Below are 14984 nucleotides of genomic sequence, written 5' to 3' on the forward strand. Positions count from 1 at the left end.
ATTTGGGGTTATAGTAATAACCATCAAGGACGGTGAATGAAATGAAGTATGACATAATAGGAGATATCCATGGGTGCTGGGATGAATACAGGCAGCTTACGGAAAAGCTTGGATATGAATGGAACGATGGTCTGCCGGTCCATTCCGGCCGTCAGCTTGTCTTCCTTGGGGATTTGACCGACCGGGGTCCGGAGTCTGTGAAAATGATGGAACATGTATATGAACTCGTATCGGCGAACAAAGCGTTATATACGCCGGGTAACCACTGCAACAAGTTATATCGTTACCTGATCGGCCGCAACGTGACAATTAATTACGGTCTTGAAACGACGGTAGCCGAGTTACAAGATCTTAGCCGGCCGCATTATAGAAAGGTTAAAGAGCACTTTAGGACAATGTATGAAAAAGCTCCTTTGTATCTTGTCCTTGATGGCGGTAAACTCGTTGTTGCCCATGCGGGTATCCGGGAGGACCTCATCGGTAAACAGGGCAAGCAGGTAAAAACCTTTGTCCTTTACGGCGATATTACAGGCAAACAGAATCCCGACGGCACACCAGTGCGACGGGACTGGGCTGTCAACTATTCCGGAAAGGCATATATTGTTTATGGACATACCCCTGTTCAGGAACCGAGGGAGCTGAATAACACCATCAATATTGATACTGGCTGCGTGTTCGGAAACCGGCTTACCGCATTGAGGTATCCAGAAAAGGAGCTCATCTCCGTAACCTCTTCCCTGCCATATACAGAAGAAAAATTCCGCAGTTTCGTGTAGATTTAGGCGCGGACAGTAAGATCTTTGTTTTGGCCAGTAAGTTTTCAATTCCCGCCAGTAAATTTTTCATTTCGGACAGTAAGTTTCCCGTTTCGGCTAGTATTTTTTCCTTGGGACCCATTTAGGCCCCGTCATTCGGCTTTGGCCGCCTTTCGATTAACTCTTTTCAGCAAAAACACAGAAAAAAACAGCCTTCACGGCTGTTTTTTCACTGTTTATATTCGTTTTCGTATCCGTTCTACGCCTCTACTTGGCCAAACAACCTGTTTAAATCTTCGGGTAGCGGAGCGTTTAGCTGCATCTCTTTTTCCTCAAAAGGATGATAAAAAGATACCTTCCAGCTGTGAAGCGCCTGCCTTCCGATCAAATCCACCGGGCCCCCGTACAAGTCATCACCCAATAATGGGTGGCCAATATGAGACATATGCACACGGATTTGATGTGTTCTTCCTGTTTCCAGCTGCAGCGCGACCAGGCTGTTATCCCCCAATTCCTTTAACACCTGAAAATGGGTGACTGCCACTTGTCCGTGGTCACTGACCATCCGTTCGATCATGCTTTCTGGATTTCTTGCGATATGGGCAGATACCGTGCCTTTTTCTTCGTTGAATTTTCCTCTGAGACCGGCTAGATAGGTCCGTTTAATTTCTTTGCTTCTCTGTTGCATAGAGAACAACGAGTGAGCAAACCGGTGTTTCGCAATCATCACCAAACCCGATGTGTCTTTATCGAGACGATTAATCGCATGAAATGTGCTCTGAATTTCATTCTCTTCATAATAGAAAAGAACACCCTGCGCGAGAGATCCGTTGGTCTGATAACGAGACGGGATCGTCGGCATGCCTGCTGGCTTGTTCACGATCAAAAGATGATTATCTTCAAAAATAATATCAAGCTTCATCGGCAGCGGAGTCATCGAGGAACTAATTTCTTCGGGAGGAAAACGGACCGATATTTCGTCACCTGGCAAAACCGCTTTTCTTACGGTTGAAAGCTCTCCATTCACAAGGAGTTCGCCGCCGGCAAATTTAATATCTACCAGGGCACTTTTGGATATTTTTTTATGGGTCCGTAAAAATTCACGAAGCAACCCGGTTTCGTGTTCTTTTACAGTCCACTTGATTAAGAATGTTGTCATACGTTCTCCTGTTAGTCCGTAACAAATGCTTCCTTAACCCGTTTCCAAAATGGGAATGGGCGAAAACGGGCAAAACGAATTTTTTCCTCTGCCACGCGGCATTGTATGGATTTAACCTTCTTTTGCAGCAAAAACAGGTGATCAATCGTAATATGAAAATCAACATCATTCACCGGCTTAAGCATACAGGTATGGTGCTGTGGAAGCACAAGGGGTGAACCGATCGTACGGAACACACGGTTATTGATGGATGCCATCTCCGAAAGCTGGATGGATGGCAGCGATGGGTGAATAATCGCACCTCCAAGAGCCTTATTGTAGGCCGTACTGCCGGAAGGAGTTGAAATGCAAAGACCATCTCCCCTGAACGTTTCAAACAGATCTCCTTTGATCTCCACATCCATTACCAGCGAACCTTCTCCGCTTTTGACGGTACATTCATTTAAGGCGAGATAGCTTTTTTCGTCCACATCGTCTAAATAGCGAACCGTTACCTCCAATAGCGGATACTCCACAATTTGGTAAGGTGTTTTGGCAATGTGAATCACCAATTTTTCAACCTCATCGGGTACCCAGTCAGCGAAAAAACCTAAATGTCCGGTATGGATACCAACGAAAGCTGTTTCATTAATCCGGTGTACATAATGATGGAAAGCGTGGAGTAGAGTCCCATCGCCTCCTACCGTTATGACAATATCCGGTTCTGTTTCATTGTATTGCAATTCAAATTCCTGAAGATACGTTTTAATCTTTTGTTTGAGTGTATTCGATTTTTGGTCGCCTTTTGAAATAATGGCAAACTTCACGTATGAGTCACCTGCTTTCAAGGAAGTTATGTAGTAGAAGCTGATCCGCTTCCGTCATCCGTCCGTTCTGAAAAAACGATTTGCGCTTCCTGTACTTCTCCTCTGATTTCAGCCATTTCTTCGTCCAGCCGGCCGGCTGCCTCTGCTGCACGCTGAAGACGAAGCTGAATGTCCTTTGGGATCTGCCCCTGGTATTTATAATTCAATGAATGTTCGATGGTCGCCCAGAAATTCATGGCAAGTGTCCTGATTTGCACTTCTACAAGCAGTGGCTTTTCTCCATCCAGCGTCTGGACAGGATAACGGATGACCAGGTGGTAGGACCGGTAGCCGCTTGGTTTTTTATTGGTGATGTAATCACGCTCTTCCACAATCTCAAAATCTTTCCGATTCCGGAGCATATCTATTACTTTTTTAATGTCATCTGTAAACTGGCACATGATTCGCAGTCCCGCAAGGTCTTGAATTTCCTCTTCAATTTTATCCAGCGGAATATTCTTTTGCCAGGCTTTATTAAGAATCGAATTAATAGGCTTTACCCTTCCAGTCACAAATTCAATCGGAGATTGCTTGATCGTTTTTTGATATTGTTCGCGAATGCCCCTGAACTTCACTTTTAATTCATCAACAGCTTGTTTATAGGGTGCGAGAAGGGTTTCCCAATCCATACTCTCATTCACCTTCCTGTCTTTACTTAATATGAGCAGAAAACGCTTTTTCTACTGCTTCCAGCATTTCTTCTCCATAATTACTGTTATCCTTAATATTTTCTATCAGATAAGACAGTTCAGAATGAAGAGCGCCCAGCGGCAAGGTATCTTCTCCTTCGGTTCCTTGAAGTACCACAGGAAGGCCCGCTGACATGGCCTCGCTCAATTTCCCCCATAATGGCTCTGGCAGCCCGATATAAATCAGGTCATCCTTCGTTTCCAGTACATAGATAAAGGACAGCTGATCGGAATCAACCAGCATTCTCTCTCCGTCCTTCCATTCGGAAATAGCGCTGTCCGGAGTAATCTGAAGAATGAGCTGTTCACCTGTTTCTGCGTGTTGTATGTCATGTCTGATCGCCATGAGTACCTCCTAAAAATAACAATATTCTACACCCTAGTTTAACATAAGTCCGTGGACATTTTGTTATTTGAGAATCAAAATGACCTGTGTCATAATGAGATTCGTGCAAAACAACCGAAAAGGAGTGCTGGCCATGGAGCAAGAAGTAGAAATTGAATTTAAGAATTTACTGACTCCTGATGAATTTTTTCGTATTTCTAACGAACTGTCCCTTCAAGAAGAGTCCTTTATTACCCAGGTTAACCACTATTTCGATACCCCTTCTTTCTCATTGAAGCAGCATCGGTGCGCTCTTCGAATCCGGGAAAAAAACGGTTCCCGTAAACTTACCCTGAAGCAGCCTCACCCCGATGGCCTTCTTGAAACACACCAATCCCTTACAGAATCCGAGTTTGATGGAATTATGAAAGAAAACAAGATGGTGGACGGGGATATCTGCTCCATTTTGGCAGAATTGAAAATCCAGCCCGAAGACATTGTCTACCTCGGCACATTAACAACCAAACGAGCAGAGCTGCCTTATAAAGACGGGATCCTTGTTTTGGATGAGAACCAATACCTTTCCGTCACAGATTTTGAACTTGAATATGAGGCAAAAGAAAGGCAGCAGGGAGAGATGAATTTCAAGGAACTTTTGAATACTTACGGAATTCCTGAAAGATCCACATTAAACAAGATACAGCGGTTTTTCGAGGCGAAAAACAGCTAGACGCCAAGTTTGTATATCGTCTTCATTTGGTATGTTTCGATCTATAGGTGAGGGGAAAATGAAGGAAGGAAACGTGGCCTGATAAAAACAAATCCATAATTATGCAGCCAAAGTATTACATATATCAATCTTTTAACGCCTATACGCCTTTAGTAAAGGCGTTTTTCTTTTGCAATTCACAGGCCACAGACCTATTGTTTGCTAAGACTGCCATACCCTTGCTACAATAAGTTTACACAAATGAAAAACGGGAATACTATTCATCCAAATTTATCAGGACGAATGGTGGAGTTGTCTAAAGCATTCCTGTTACTTTTCTTATTTTGATATAAGCTTGAAGGAGTTTTTACCCATGAATGATATGGACATGACCCCTTATGAACATTTGGGGGGAGAAGCCGTTTTAAAAGAAATGGTTACAAACTTTTATGGTTTTGTTAAGCAAGATGAGGTTTTGGCTCCCCTATTTCCAGATGACCTGACTGAAACAGCACGAAAACAAATACAATTTTTAACTCAGTTTCTTGGCGGTCCCTCTTTATACACCCAGGAACATGGACATCCTATGCTTAGAGCAAGACATATGCCCTTTCCTATTACAAATCGCCATGCCAAAGCCTGGCTTGGCTGTATGGAAAAAGCGATGGATTCCGTATCCCTGCAAGGCCCTTTACGGGATTTTATTATCAGCCGTCTAACCATGACTGCTTATCATATGGTAAATACATCCGATGATAGCCATGGAAAGGAGAATAACTATTGACATTTTCTGAAGCCGGGTATCCTTTTGAAGCGAAGCAGAAGGGTAATATCGCTGCTTCCAACTGTCATAAGCCTTTGGAACTTTATTCTGTAATTGATCCTTTGTGCCCCGAATGCTGGGCACTTGAACCTATATTAAAAAAACTGCAAGTTGAATATGGCCAATATTTCACATTAAGACATATTATCGGAGGACGGCTGGATTCACTGAATTCCTTTAGAAAAAAAGGAGAGGCATCTGCGAAACGCATTGCTGAGAGATGGGATAAAACCGCCAACATGTCAGGCATGAGCTGTGACGGAGATTTGTGGCGGGAGGATCCAATTTTCGCACCTTACCTTGTTTTTCTTGCCATCAAAGCGGCCGAACTTCAAGGAAAGCAATCAGGAAACAAATTCTTGAGAACATTGAGAGAACATTTGTTTTTGCAAAAACAAAATATCTCAAAAGAAGATGTTCTTTATGCCATCGCAGAAAATGTGGGATTGGATGCTTGTGAATTTATGAAAGATATTCATTCTCAATCTGCCATAAAAGCATTGCATTGCGACTGGAAATTTTCCAATGAGATGGAAATTGAACAGATACCAACGCTGATTATGTTTAACGATAGAGCTGAAGATGAAGGCTTGAAAATTGCAGGAAGCTACCAGTATTCCATTTATGTCACTATTATTGAAGAAATGCTGGGCTTTCGCCCAGAGCCAAATACACCCCCGCCGATAGAGGATTTTATGAAAACCTATCGTTTTGTGGCCACTAAGGAACTGGCAGTCGTTTACAACATGACCGCAAGTGAAGTTGAATCATCTATGAAAAAGCTGGTATTGCAGCAAATTGTAAAAAAAGTCCCGGTAAAACACGGTACCTTTTGGAAATATACCCATTCCTAAAAAAGACGAACCCTATAAGGTTCGTCTTTTTTGCGCCTTGTACAAATAAAATAGTGCCAAGGAGGTTATTCATCGTGATTTTCATTATATTCCTATTATGCATGTTATTGCTTGCTGGCGGTTTTTACTTCTTCCTTTTGTCCTTGTTGAAGATGGTTTCCTTTGCTTTTTCCATCCCCGTTCTATTTTTGACCATCCTGTTGTTTATGCTTTGCCTGAACTATCGTTATAAATTCAATAAACTCTTTCACGAATGAAAGAAAGCTCCCAGCCGGATAAACCGGCAAGGAGCTTCCTTTTTATTGTTCAAACAACAAGCTTTCCATCTCATCCAAAATTTCTTCAAAAACTTTCAAGGCATCTTCAACTGGCTTGGAAGTCGTCATATCGACTCCTGCTTTTTTCAGTACCTCAATTGGATAATCGGAGCTTCCTGCTTTCAGGAAATCAATATATCTGGAAACAGCACTTTCGCCTTCTTCCAAAATTTGCTTAGAAAGTGAAGCAGCCGCGCTGAAGCCTGTGGAATATTGATACACATAGAAATTGTAATAAAAATGCGGTATTCTTGACCATTCCAGACCAATTTCCTTATCGATCACCACATTCTCGCCAAAATATTTAACATTTAATTCATAATAGATCTGAGTAAGAAGTTCAGGCGTCAGTGGCTCGCCATTCGCCGCGCGAACATGGATGGCCTGTTCAAATTCCGCAAACATCGTTTGCCGGAAGACAGTTCCGCGGAAACCTTCGAGATGGTGATTCAATAAATACAATTTCTCCTGCTTATCGTTTGTTTTGTTCAGCATATAGTGGTTGAGCAATGCTTCATTGCAGGTTGATGCCACCTCCGCCACAAAGATCGAATAATCAGCATACGGATAAGGCTGGGAGTCTCTTGTATAATAGCTGTGCACGGAATGCCCGATTTCATGAGTTAGTGTAAAAAGGTTATTAACGTTATCCTGCCAGTTCAGAAGAATATAAGGCATGGTTCCATACGCACCCGAGGAATATGCCCCGCTCCTCTTCCCGGCATTTTCATGAACATCAATCCAGCGTTTTTCAAAGCCTTCTTTTACGATATTCTTATATTCTTCCCCCATTGGATCCAGGCTCTCCAGTACAAGCTTCTTGGCCTCTTCATAAGTTACTTCCATTTTCACATCCTGCACAAGCGGAGTGTACAGGTCATACATGTGCAGTTCATCCAGATTGAGGGCACGTTTTCGTATATCCACATACCGGTGAAGCAAGTGAAGGTGATCATTGACCGTTTTGACGAGGTTCTCATATACCTCTTCCGGAATATTATTAGTATTTAATGCTGCCTGTCTGGCTGAGTCAAACTTCCTTGTTCGGGCAAAAAAGTTATCCTTCTTCACAGTTCCCGCCAGGGTGCTTGCAAACGTATTTTTAAACTTATCATAAGTGCCATAAACTGCTTTGAAGGCATCTTCCCGTACACGGCGGTCGCTGCTTTCAAGAAAGCGGATGTATCTTCCATGAGTCACTTCAATGTCATCGCCATTTTCATCTTTAATAACCGGGAACCTTAAGTCTGCATTGTTCAGCATGCCAAAGGTTGTACTTGGACTCGCTGTAACGTCGCTGACATCGGCGAGCAGGGCTTCCTCTTCTTTTGAGAGAACGTGCGGCCTCTGGCGGTTAATTTCATCCAGAGCCTGCTTGTACAATCCTAAATCCTTATTTTCCTGGATGAAAGATGCAATTGTTTCTTCCGGCAGCAACAGAATTTCGGGCACTGCAAATGATAATGAACTGCTCACCTGTGTAGCAAGATTTGATGCCCTGTCATTTAATCCCTGATAAAAAGAATTTGTAGTGTCCTGATCATATCTCATGTGGGCGTATGTATACAGCTTCCCAAGCTTTTTTGTCAGCTCATCCTGCTTTTGAAAAAATTGAAATAACGTATCTGCGGATTCACCCAATTTTCCCTGGTATTGATTTATTTCCGGCAATAATCGTTTAACTTCACTGAATTCTTCTTCCCATTTGTCATTGGTTGCATAAATCGCTTCAAGATCCCATGTATCCTGCAGTGGCAGCTCTTCACGCTTTGGAAGAGACGTTGATTTTGTTTGAGCCATAAGGCTGCACCTCCAACTGTAGTATTGAACATACCTACATTTTACCAGAAAAGAGTGCATTCAAACCATGTTTTACACTGAACTGCATGATAAGGTAATCATTTTTTAATGCTGAATCCATTGTGCTAGGAAATACGGGATTGCGTATCTTTGTAAAAACTGCTTCCCCCACCTGCTTTAATATACCGTAGGCACATAACAGTTCAAGATAATTCAAAACGGCATGAGAATAATCAATGTTTTTAATGAGCGGCAGCTGTCTGGTTGTCAGCATCTTTTTCTCAACCAGCTTTTGAATGGAGTTATATACCCGTGAATAACTGATGGGAGCGCCAATTTTTACTGGAATGATACATAACAGGAGAAGGTAGGATTGCCATACGTAAGAAGGCTCAATCAATGTATATGAGCCCATTACGGGCATGCCTGCTTCTGAAGGAAAATAAGTGATCGCGGATCCATTCTGAAGAAAAAGCTTTTTTAAATAATAAAAAGTGGGATGGTTTTGTTTAAAGGCGTGTAGTCTCCACTGCTTTTTCGTATGGAGCCAGGAGGTAACGGGAAAAAGAGGTTTGCTGCTTTTTTTAAAAATCGGTATGGGTATGTCATGAAAAGTATACTTTTCTAATGGAATTTGGAGAAGGTTTCCGTAAACACGGGTTGAGGTGACAGGAACGATCGATGACAAATAAAGCAAGTTTGCCTCTTCAGGGCAAAAATAAGTGAGAGAAGGGAGTTGTGAAGACGAAAGGTTGGCAGTGAGCCAGTCAAATGAGGAAAGCTGAAAGGTAACAGGGGTGAGGATTTTCAATCTTTTCCTGCCCAAAATCCATTTGGGCGACATTCCCATGCTGATATATCCCTTTGTTCGTTCCATAAAAAGAGCTGAGGAAATGGTTGAGCATTGAAATTCAACAGGTGAGTTGGCGGGGATGAATAAATCCGGCCGCTGGGAGATGTCCGGAAAGAATGGTTCCAGTTGCACGTTGGGGAAACGTCTGCTGGCCTGTTCATACAACAGTTTTTTACCGAGAAGATGATACATGGACTCCCCTTTTAAAAGGGAGCATTCACTTGCACCGGGAAGGTGGGAAAAATGCCATATTTTCATGGTGCCTGCTTTGATCTGCATCCTGCTGCGGCATTCCGGACAGTAAAAGCCGTTATTACGCTGCATTTCTCTTAGCTCTTCTTTCGTATAACCGGCTAACAGACTGATCCGAATCCCGTTGTCCAAATAAGCAACGAGCATTACATCACTCCTTTTTCTTTAAGTTTATGGTACTATTCCACGGTTTTCAACAACAAAAAAACACCGATTTCAGTCATGAAATCGGTGTTTTCTTACAAGCTGAAATGAGTGGATACATCCTCAAGTGCATGCTCTGCAATAATTTGCTTTCCATATTCCTGAATTCGGTGAATGGAAGCGTCCGAATCAGCGCCATATTCAAGCAATTGGGATAATAAGTCATCCTGTTCACGATCTGTTGTTTCTGGATTGAAGGTTACATACAGGTAATACTTATTTTCGAAGTGATACAGGGAATTGGCAAATAATGTGCTGTCAACATTATGAGAAAGCATGATCATGTCCTCGAAGTCCTTAAATACCACCAGGAATGAGAGATAATCCTCATCTGCAAGTTCAATATCCTCTGCCCCATCAGAATCTTCTGCAGCAAACTGCTGATCCAGTATTTTTTCGATATTTTTATCTACAGGAAGATCAATTTTTTCATCGCCTAGAGGGAGCTCCAATTTCGTGCCGTCTTTAGACATTTGTGCTCTCGTTACTATGATTTCAAGTCCTTTATCCAAGGCCTGAACCTGAATCCATAACGGTCCCTCAAGCGGAAACTGTTCTTGTTGATGCGCCTCATCCATCATTTCCCAGAACAACTCTTCCCCCCGTTCACGATCAGACCAGATTTCTTCACGGTCAAAGCCCCGGTCTTCTATATCTCTGTACGTAATGAAAAACTTTATGGTAAATTCATTTACTCTTTCGATTTCCATTTCGTTCTCTCCCTTCTCTCCGTATTGTATCCTATGAAGGGATATTTTCCCCTGAGTATGATGTATTGTCACTTTTCCCTAAAATAAGAAAATTCAATCCCAAGTTACTTCATTCTTGTACTCATATTCTATGACAAAAGTTCAAAGTTGGAAATAAATATGCTGACCCAATTTTCTGCCCTTTTTTTCATAATGGCCTTTTCTTGACGCCCTATATCTGCTGTCATATAATTCAATGGTCTTTATTAAAACATTTCGTCTATTTTAACACAAATGTTGGGGTTTAGCATCTGAAAGGGGTTATTGATACGTGGAAGCCGATTTTCTGGTCGCACTATTGCAAATTATCGCGATTGATATTCTTCTCGGAGGAGACAATGCCATTGTCATTGCTTTAGCCAGCAGAAATCTTCCTGAGCAGCAGCGCAATAAAGCGATCTTAATTGGGACAGGCCTTGCCATCGTAGTAAGGGTGATCTTAACCATACTCGTTGTTTATTTACTGAAGATACCATTTCTTTATCTGATTGGCGGGTTGCTCCTTATCTATATAGCTTATCAGTTGCTGGTTGATGATAATGAAGAAAACAGCATCAAACCCGGAATGTCTCTTTTCGGCGCGATCCGGACCATTGTTGTAGCTGATATTGCGATGGGCCTGGATAATGTTTTGGCAGTTGCCGGAGCCTCACATGGTTCTGTACCGCTCGTCATTATCGGACTGCTGGTTTCTGTGCCGATCATTATATGGGGAAGCAAAGCCATTCTTCATCTCATGGAACGATTTCCTTTCTTGATTTATATCGGTTCAGCTATCCTTGCTTATACAGCGGCTGGAATGATTACATCCGAAAAGGAATTGCAGCCCTTCTTCCTGTCATATCCTGCTTTGGAGTACGGCCTAATCATCTTTATCGTCGTTGGGGTCATTATGGCCGGTGCATTCGTTAAAAAAGCAAAAAAATCAACATAAAAAAAACTTCTACAGAATTTAATCTGTAGAAGTTTTTTTAGTTAACCATACGCTGGGCTTCAAGAAGCTGGTACGTACGGACTTTTCTAGGTAAAAACCTTCTGATTTCATCTTCATTGTAGCCTACCTGGAGTCGTTTTTCATCCATGATAATTGGCCTTCTTAATAGCCCGGGATTGTCAGCAATCAGCTGATATAAATCCTGCAGAGGCATTGTTTCAACATTTAAGTTCAATTCCTGAAACGTCTTTGAACGGGTGGAGATGATTTCATCCGTTCCATCCTCTGTCATTCGAAGAATTTGTTTCACTTCCTCTATGCTTAAAGGCTCTGAAAAGATATTTCTTTCTTGGTATGGAATTTCATTTTCTTTTAACCACGCTTTTGCCTTACGACAAGATGTGCAACTCGGCGAAGTAAATAGAGTAACCATATGGATCTTCTCCTTCCCCATACTCCTGATTTAGTATCTACTTTAAAATAGTTATTAAATCATATTTTTTATTATACTACATTTTCTATAAAAATAAAGGTCTTCACAAAAATGTAATAAAACTTATACACCATAATCGAAAATCGGTATTTCACTTATATAGACGTATTACCCTGTAAAAAGTTTCACAAAACATAAAAAAGAAATAGGATGAAGAACTATTCATCCTATTCGGTCAGTTATGCAATTGATTTTACTTGTGATGCAGGACCTTTTTTGGGAACAGCTGATAAGCCTTTAAGATTCTTTTTCAGCATTTCTTTAAGCATTTCCCGTTTGGTCTGTTTTTTCTTTTCCTTGGCTTTCATGCAGATACCTCCTTGCCATAGAAATTACTCGGTTATGGCGTCTTTATCGTGCTGAAAGGTTAATACGTCGGATACATCCTCGTATTCTTTACCGTACAATTCTTTATCTTTGTACGTGTGTATTTCATTATACGTCTTTTTCATGTTTTCATAAACACTTTCTTCACTTTCTCCTTTTGGAGACCAGTATAGTATCTCCATTTCGTTCACTTTGTCAGTTGCAAGAGACCTGCGCCTGTACCCTATTTTTGAGGCATGTGTAAAATCTTCCCTGCGATAGAAGCGCAGTCTTTTTTCTGTATCCGTGTCTTCATAATCGACGGGCTCCACTTCAAGGATAATCGGCTTTTGTTTTTCCTTCAGCTGCTGCAGCAGCTTTTTCCCAAGTCCCTGGCCCCGGGACTCTTTGGATACAAATAAATAATCAATAAAGATAAAATCGTCCAGCTCAACATACATTAATACATGATGCGGCCCTTCATCTTTATGGTAAATGTCCCCTTTATCCTTCAAAAGGAGTTCCATATGTTCCTTGGATTTCATTTCCTCAATCGGAAAATATTGATTTAATTTGTCATACCAGTTCATTTTGAAGCCAGCTCCTAACACAGTTATTTAGTTATAGAGTGAGTAAATTAACCATCAACTAGTTTTCCCTCTTTCCAAAGGGATAAACATCTTATACAATGAAGAAGAATGAATGCCTTTTCACTGGAGGGGATTGGATGGCTTTATTTTTTCGTGATTTGCTTCTGCTCGCCGTCTTTGTCATCGGTTTAACCGCTTTCATGGGAATTATTTCACATTGGTTTTCACTTAAACTGTTTGGCGGGAAGTCGGTTTTGAAATTTGTGGACCGAACCAAATCGTTTCAATCCAGCTGGAGAAATGTAAAAAGAAGAGACCTTTGAACAGCTTCTACTTTACGGGAAGTTGTTTTTTTGTGAAGATAAAGATATTAATTACATACTAGAGGTGGATACATGCATATTAACATACGTACCTTTATACAACAACTTCGGCAAGAAAACGAACTTATTGAAATAAATGCACCGGTTGACCCTTATCTGGAAATCCCAGAAATCCACCGGCGGGTAATTGATGAGCAGGGGCCGGCATTGCTGTTTACCAATGTAAAAGGCTCTGACATTCCTGTTGTAACCAATTTATTTGGAACAATCCGCCGTGTGGAGCTGGCTTTTGGCCCAAAGCCAGAAGCACTTGTCCAGCAGCTCGTTGACTCAATTGATGATCTTATGCCCCCCTCTCCTTCAAAGCTATGGGGGAAAAGAGGAATGATAAAAGATGTTCTTAAAATAGGAACTAAAACGGTAAAACCATCTAAAGCTCCTGTTATGGAGTACTATACAACCGACGTTAATATGAAGAAACTGCCTGCTCTGACGGGCTGGCATCTTGACAGCAATCCTTTTGTCACACTGCCCCTTGTATATACCGAACATCCAGGAAAGCACGAGCATAACCTTGGGATGTACAGAATTGAAATTAAGGAAGAAAAGAAAACCGGAATCCACTGGCAAATTCATAAAGGTGGAGGTTTTCACCATTATGAAGCAGAGCAGATGAACCAAAAGCTGCCTGTCACCCTATTTCTGGGCGGACCGCCTGCACTTATCATCAGTGCCATTGCTCCTGTCCCTGAAGCCGTTCCTGAGCTCATGTTTACTTCCATGCTTATGGGTGACAAATTGAACCTTACGCATGCTCCTGGCTACCCTCACCCTCTAATTGCAGAAGCAGAGTTTGCGTTTGGCGGATATGTGCCACCGCATATAAGAGAACCTGAAGGCCCGTTTGGAGATCATTACGGTTACTATTCATGGGCGCATGATTTCCCGGTATTCGAAGTAGGGCATATGTGGAAACGAAAGGATGCGATTTATCCCGCAACAGTGGTAGGAAAACCAAAGCAGGAAGACTATTTTATCGGTGAATACCTGCAGCGCCTGATGAGCCCCCTTTTTCCTGTCGTGATGAATGGGGTTAAACAATTGTGGACGTACGCCGAAACTGGATTCCATGCCCTCGCTGGTGCTGTGGTTCGGGAATCTTATTATAAAGAAGGACTGGCTCATGCACTAAGGATTATGGGTGAAGGCCAGCTGACGCTGACGAAATTCCTGATGGTCACGAATAAAGATGTAGATTTGCAGGATTTTTCGCAGCTGCTGGAAGCAGTGCTTGAACGCTTTTTACCGGAAAGAGATCTTCTCATTCTTAATGATACCTCAATGGATACACTGGATTATACCGGGCGTAAATTTAACACTGGCAGCAAAGCAATAATGACAGGACTTGGTGAACCAGTCAGAGAATTGCAGCGTTCTTATGAAGGTGGAACCATACCAGGCATTAATGGTGTTCAGCCTTATTGTGGAGGCTGTCTTTGCGTTTCCGGTCCATCATTCGAGGAAGAACCTGAATTTGCTTCAAAACTGCTGGAGAACGCTGCTGCGCAGCTCAGCGGCTGGCAGCTCGTTTTCCTGGTAGACGATGCCTCCATTGCCGCTACACAGTCCCAATTTTTATGGACAGCCTTTACCCGGTTCGACCCTGCCTTTGACCTATATGCAAAACACGAGGTAGTCCGTAACAAACTGAAATACAGCGGTCCTATTATCATCGATGCACGTATGAAATCCTTTTATCCTGAAACAGTTGAAACACGGGAGGATATTGATGAATTGGTAACAAGTCGCTGGAACGAATATTTTTAATCAAGAAGGGAGAATTCCCTTCTTTTATTTTAATTGGAATGAGAACGTTTCCAATTATTTTACAATTATATTGGTTGAAACGCCCTTATTTTGGTGGTATAGTATATAACAATATACATTTCTGGAGAAACAAGCCCTCTCATTATGCTGGGGGTTTTTTAAAAAGAAAAACGAAAG

Annotated in this window: 17 protein-coding genes; 7 read left to right on the forward strand and 10 right to left on the reverse strand. The window is 41.9% G+C overall.

Going from position 1 to position 14984, the window contains the following annotated elements:
- The first annotated feature begins 41 nt into the window (after positions 1 to 41).
- Positions 42 to 776 (forward strand): bis(5'-nucleosyl)-tetraphosphatase PrpE, encoded by a 735-nt coding sequence (gene prpE / locus QYB97_RS04115; protein WP_301164660.1) that lies wholly within the window; start codon positions 42 to 44, stop codon positions 774 to 776.
- A gap of 238 nt (positions 777 to 1014) precedes the next feature.
- Here prpE and QYB97_RS04120 read toward each other — a convergent pair whose 3' ends face one another.
- Genes QYB97_RS04120 through QYB97_RS04135 form a run of 4 tightly spaced genes read right to left on the reverse strand, consistent with a single transcriptional unit; the run spans position 1015 to position 3794 of the window.
- Complete coding sequence (locus QYB97_RS04120; RefSeq protein ID WP_301164661.1) at positions 1015 to 1914, reverse strand: RluA family pseudouridine synthase; 900 nt, start codon at positions 1912 to 1914, stop codon at positions 1015 to 1017.
- Between the two features lie 11 nt (positions 1915 to 1925).
- Positions 1926 to 2720, reverse strand: coding sequence for an NAD kinase (locus QYB97_RS04125; protein WP_301164662.1), 795 nt, complete (start codon positions 2718 to 2720; stop codon positions 1926 to 1928).
- Between the two features lie 26 nt (positions 2721 to 2746).
- Positions 2747 to 3388 (reverse strand): GTP diphosphokinase, encoded by a 642-nt coding sequence (gene yjbM, locus QYB97_RS04130; RefSeq protein WP_301164663.1) that lies wholly within the window; start codon positions 3386 to 3388, stop codon positions 2747 to 2749.
- Positions 3389 to 3410: 22 nt separating this feature from the next.
- Complete coding sequence (locus tag QYB97_RS04135; RefSeq protein WP_301164664.1) at positions 3411 to 3794, reverse strand: UPF0738 family protein; 384 nt, start codon at positions 3792 to 3794, stop codon at positions 3411 to 3413.
- 133 nt (positions 3795 to 3927) lie between these two features.
- Between QYB97_RS04135 and QYB97_RS04140 the strand changes: the two genes are divergently transcribed.
- From QYB97_RS04140 to QYB97_RS04150, 3 genes are all read left to right on the forward strand, one after another.
- Positions 3928 to 4503 carry a CYTH domain-containing protein gene (locus QYB97_RS04140; RefSeq protein ID WP_301164665.1) on the forward strand — a complete coding sequence of 192 codons (576 nt, stop codon included), beginning with the start codon at positions 3928 to 3930 and terminating at the stop codon, positions 4501 to 4503.
- A 352-nt stretch (positions 4504 to 4855) separates the two neighbouring features.
- On the forward strand, positions 4856 to 5266 hold the full coding sequence (locus tag QYB97_RS04145; RefSeq protein ID WP_301164666.1) for a globin domain-containing protein: 411 nt from the start codon (positions 4856 to 4858) through the stop codon (positions 5264 to 5266).
- Positions 5263 to 6159: a ClpXP adapter SpxH family protein gene (locus tag QYB97_RS04150; RefSeq protein WP_301164667.1), complete on the forward strand. Its 897-nt coding sequence runs from the start codon at positions 5263 to 5265 to the stop codon at positions 6157 to 6159. The genes QYB97_RS04145 and QYB97_RS04150 overlap by 4 nt, the downstream gene beginning before the upstream one ends.
- 299 nt (positions 6160 to 6458) lie before the next feature.
- On the opposite strand, the gene pepF is transcribed toward QYB97_RS04150, so the two are convergent.
- The 3 genes from pepF to mecA form a co-directional block, all read right to left on the reverse strand.
- Positions 6459 to 8276, reverse strand: a complete 1818-nt coding sequence (pepF, locus tag QYB97_RS04155) for an oligoendopeptidase F (RefSeq protein WP_301164668.1) — start codon at positions 8274 to 8276, stop codon at positions 6459 to 6461.
- Positions 8277 to 8310: 34 nt separating this feature from the next.
- Positions 8311 to 9528, reverse strand: a complete 1218-nt coding sequence (locus QYB97_RS04160) for a competence protein CoiA (RefSeq protein WP_301164669.1) — start codon at positions 9526 to 9528, stop codon at positions 8311 to 8313.
- A 92-nt stretch (positions 9529 to 9620) separates the two neighbouring features.
- Entirely contained in the window at positions 9621 to 10295 is a 675-nt protein-coding gene (gene mecA / locus QYB97_RS04165; RefSeq protein ID WP_301164670.1) for an adaptor protein MecA, read from the reverse strand.
- A 310-nt stretch (positions 10296 to 10605) separates the two neighbouring features.
- On the opposite strand from mecA, the gene QYB97_RS04170 reads away from it, so the two are divergent.
- Positions 10606 to 11268 carry a TerC family protein gene (locus QYB97_RS04170; RefSeq protein ID WP_301164671.1) on the forward strand — a complete coding sequence of 221 codons (663 nt, stop codon included), beginning with the start codon at positions 10606 to 10608 and terminating at the stop codon, positions 11266 to 11268.
- Positions 11269 to 11305: 37 nt separating this feature from the next.
- Here QYB97_RS04170 and spxA read toward each other — a convergent pair whose 3' ends face one another.
- From spxA to QYB97_RS04185, 3 genes are all read right to left on the reverse strand, one after another.
- The gene (gene spxA, locus QYB97_RS04175; protein WP_061969003.1) at positions 11306 to 11701 is read right to left on the reverse strand and encodes a transcriptional regulator SpxA; all 396 of its coding nucleotides are present in this window, start codon (positions 11699 to 11701) and stop codon (positions 11306 to 11308) included.
- A gap of 239 nt (positions 11702 to 11940) precedes the next feature.
- Positions 11941 to 12069 (reverse strand): hypothetical protein, encoded by a 129-nt coding sequence (locus QYB97_RS04180; RefSeq protein WP_301164672.1) that lies wholly within the window; start codon positions 12067 to 12069, stop codon positions 11941 to 11943.
- Between the two features lie 24 nt (positions 12070 to 12093).
- Complete coding sequence (locus QYB97_RS04185) at positions 12094 to 12657, reverse strand: GNAT family N-acetyltransferase (RefSeq protein ID WP_301164673.1); 564 nt, start codon at positions 12655 to 12657, stop codon at positions 12094 to 12096.
- Between the two features lie 137 nt (positions 12658 to 12794).
- On the opposite strand from QYB97_RS04185, the gene QYB97_RS04190 reads away from it, so the two are divergent.
- Positions 12795 to 12980: a hypothetical protein gene (locus QYB97_RS04190; protein ID WP_061968999.1), complete on the forward strand. Its 186-nt coding sequence runs from the start codon at positions 12795 to 12797 to the stop codon at positions 12978 to 12980.
- Between the two features lie 72 nt (positions 12981 to 13052).
- On the forward strand, positions 13053 to 14807 hold the full coding sequence (locus tag QYB97_RS04195; RefSeq protein ID WP_301164674.1) for a UbiD family decarboxylase: 1755 nt from the start codon (positions 13053 to 13055) through the stop codon (positions 14805 to 14807).
- Positions 14808 to 14984: the final 177 nt, after the last annotated feature.

Source organism: Fictibacillus fluitans (genome assembly GCF_030418125.1).
In the GTDB taxonomy this organism is placed as follows: domain Bacteria; phylum Bacillota; class Bacilli; order Bacillales; family Fictibacillaceae; genus Fictibacillus_C; species Fictibacillus_C fluitans.

Excerpts from the sequence above, each read along its gene's own strand:
- mecA (WP_301164670.1), bottom strand. The coding sequence starts at position 10,295 with ATGGAAATCGAAAGAGTAAATGAATTTACCATAAAGTTTTTCATTACG.
- QYB97_RS04195 (WP_301164674.1), top strand. The coding sequence starts at position 13,053 with ATGCATATTAACATACGTACCTTTATACAACAACTTCGGCAAGAAAAC.
- spxA (WP_061969003.1), bottom strand. The coding sequence starts at position 11,701 with ATGGTTACTCTATTTACTTCGCCGAGTTGCACATCTTGTCGTAAGGCA.
- QYB97_RS04190 (WP_061968999.1), top strand. The coding sequence starts at position 12,795 with ATGGCTTTATTTTTTCGTGATTTGCTTCTGCTCGCCGTCTTTGTCATC.
- QYB97_RS04120 (WP_301164661.1), bottom strand. The coding sequence starts at position 1,914 with ATGACAACATTCTTAATCAAGTGGACTGTAAAAGAACACGAAACCGGG.
- yjbM (WP_301164663.1), bottom strand. The coding sequence starts at position 3,388 with ATGGATTGGGAAACCCTTCTCGCACCCTATAAACAAGCTGTTGATGAA.
- QYB97_RS04180 (WP_301164672.1), bottom strand. The coding sequence starts at position 12,069 with ATGAAAGCCAAGGAAAAGAAAAAACAGACCAAACGGGAAATGCTTAAA.
- QYB97_RS04140 (WP_301164665.1), top strand. The coding sequence starts at position 3,928 with ATGGAGCAAGAAGTAGAAATTGAATTTAAGAATTTACTGACTCCTGAT.
- QYB97_RS04145 (WP_301164666.1), top strand. The coding sequence starts at position 4,856 with ATGAATGATATGGACATGACCCCTTATGAACATTTGGGGGGAGAAGCC.
- prpE (WP_301164660.1), top strand. The coding sequence starts at position 42 with ATGAAGTATGACATAATAGGAGATATCCATGGGTGCTGGGATGAATAC.
- pepF (WP_301164668.1), bottom strand. The coding sequence starts at position 8,276 with ATGGCTCAAACAAAATCAACGTCTCTTCCAAAGCGTGAAGAGCTGCCA.
- QYB97_RS04185 (WP_301164673.1), bottom strand. The coding sequence starts at position 12,657 with ATGAACTGGTATGACAAATTAAATCAATATTTTCCGATTGAGGAAATG.
- QYB97_RS04160 (WP_301164669.1), bottom strand. The coding sequence starts at position 9,528 with ATGCTCGTTGCTTATTTGGACAACGGGATTCGGATCAGTCTGTTAGCC.
- QYB97_RS04135 (WP_301164664.1), bottom strand. The coding sequence starts at position 3,794 with ATGGCGATCAGACATGACATACAACACGCAGAAACAGGTGAACAGCTC.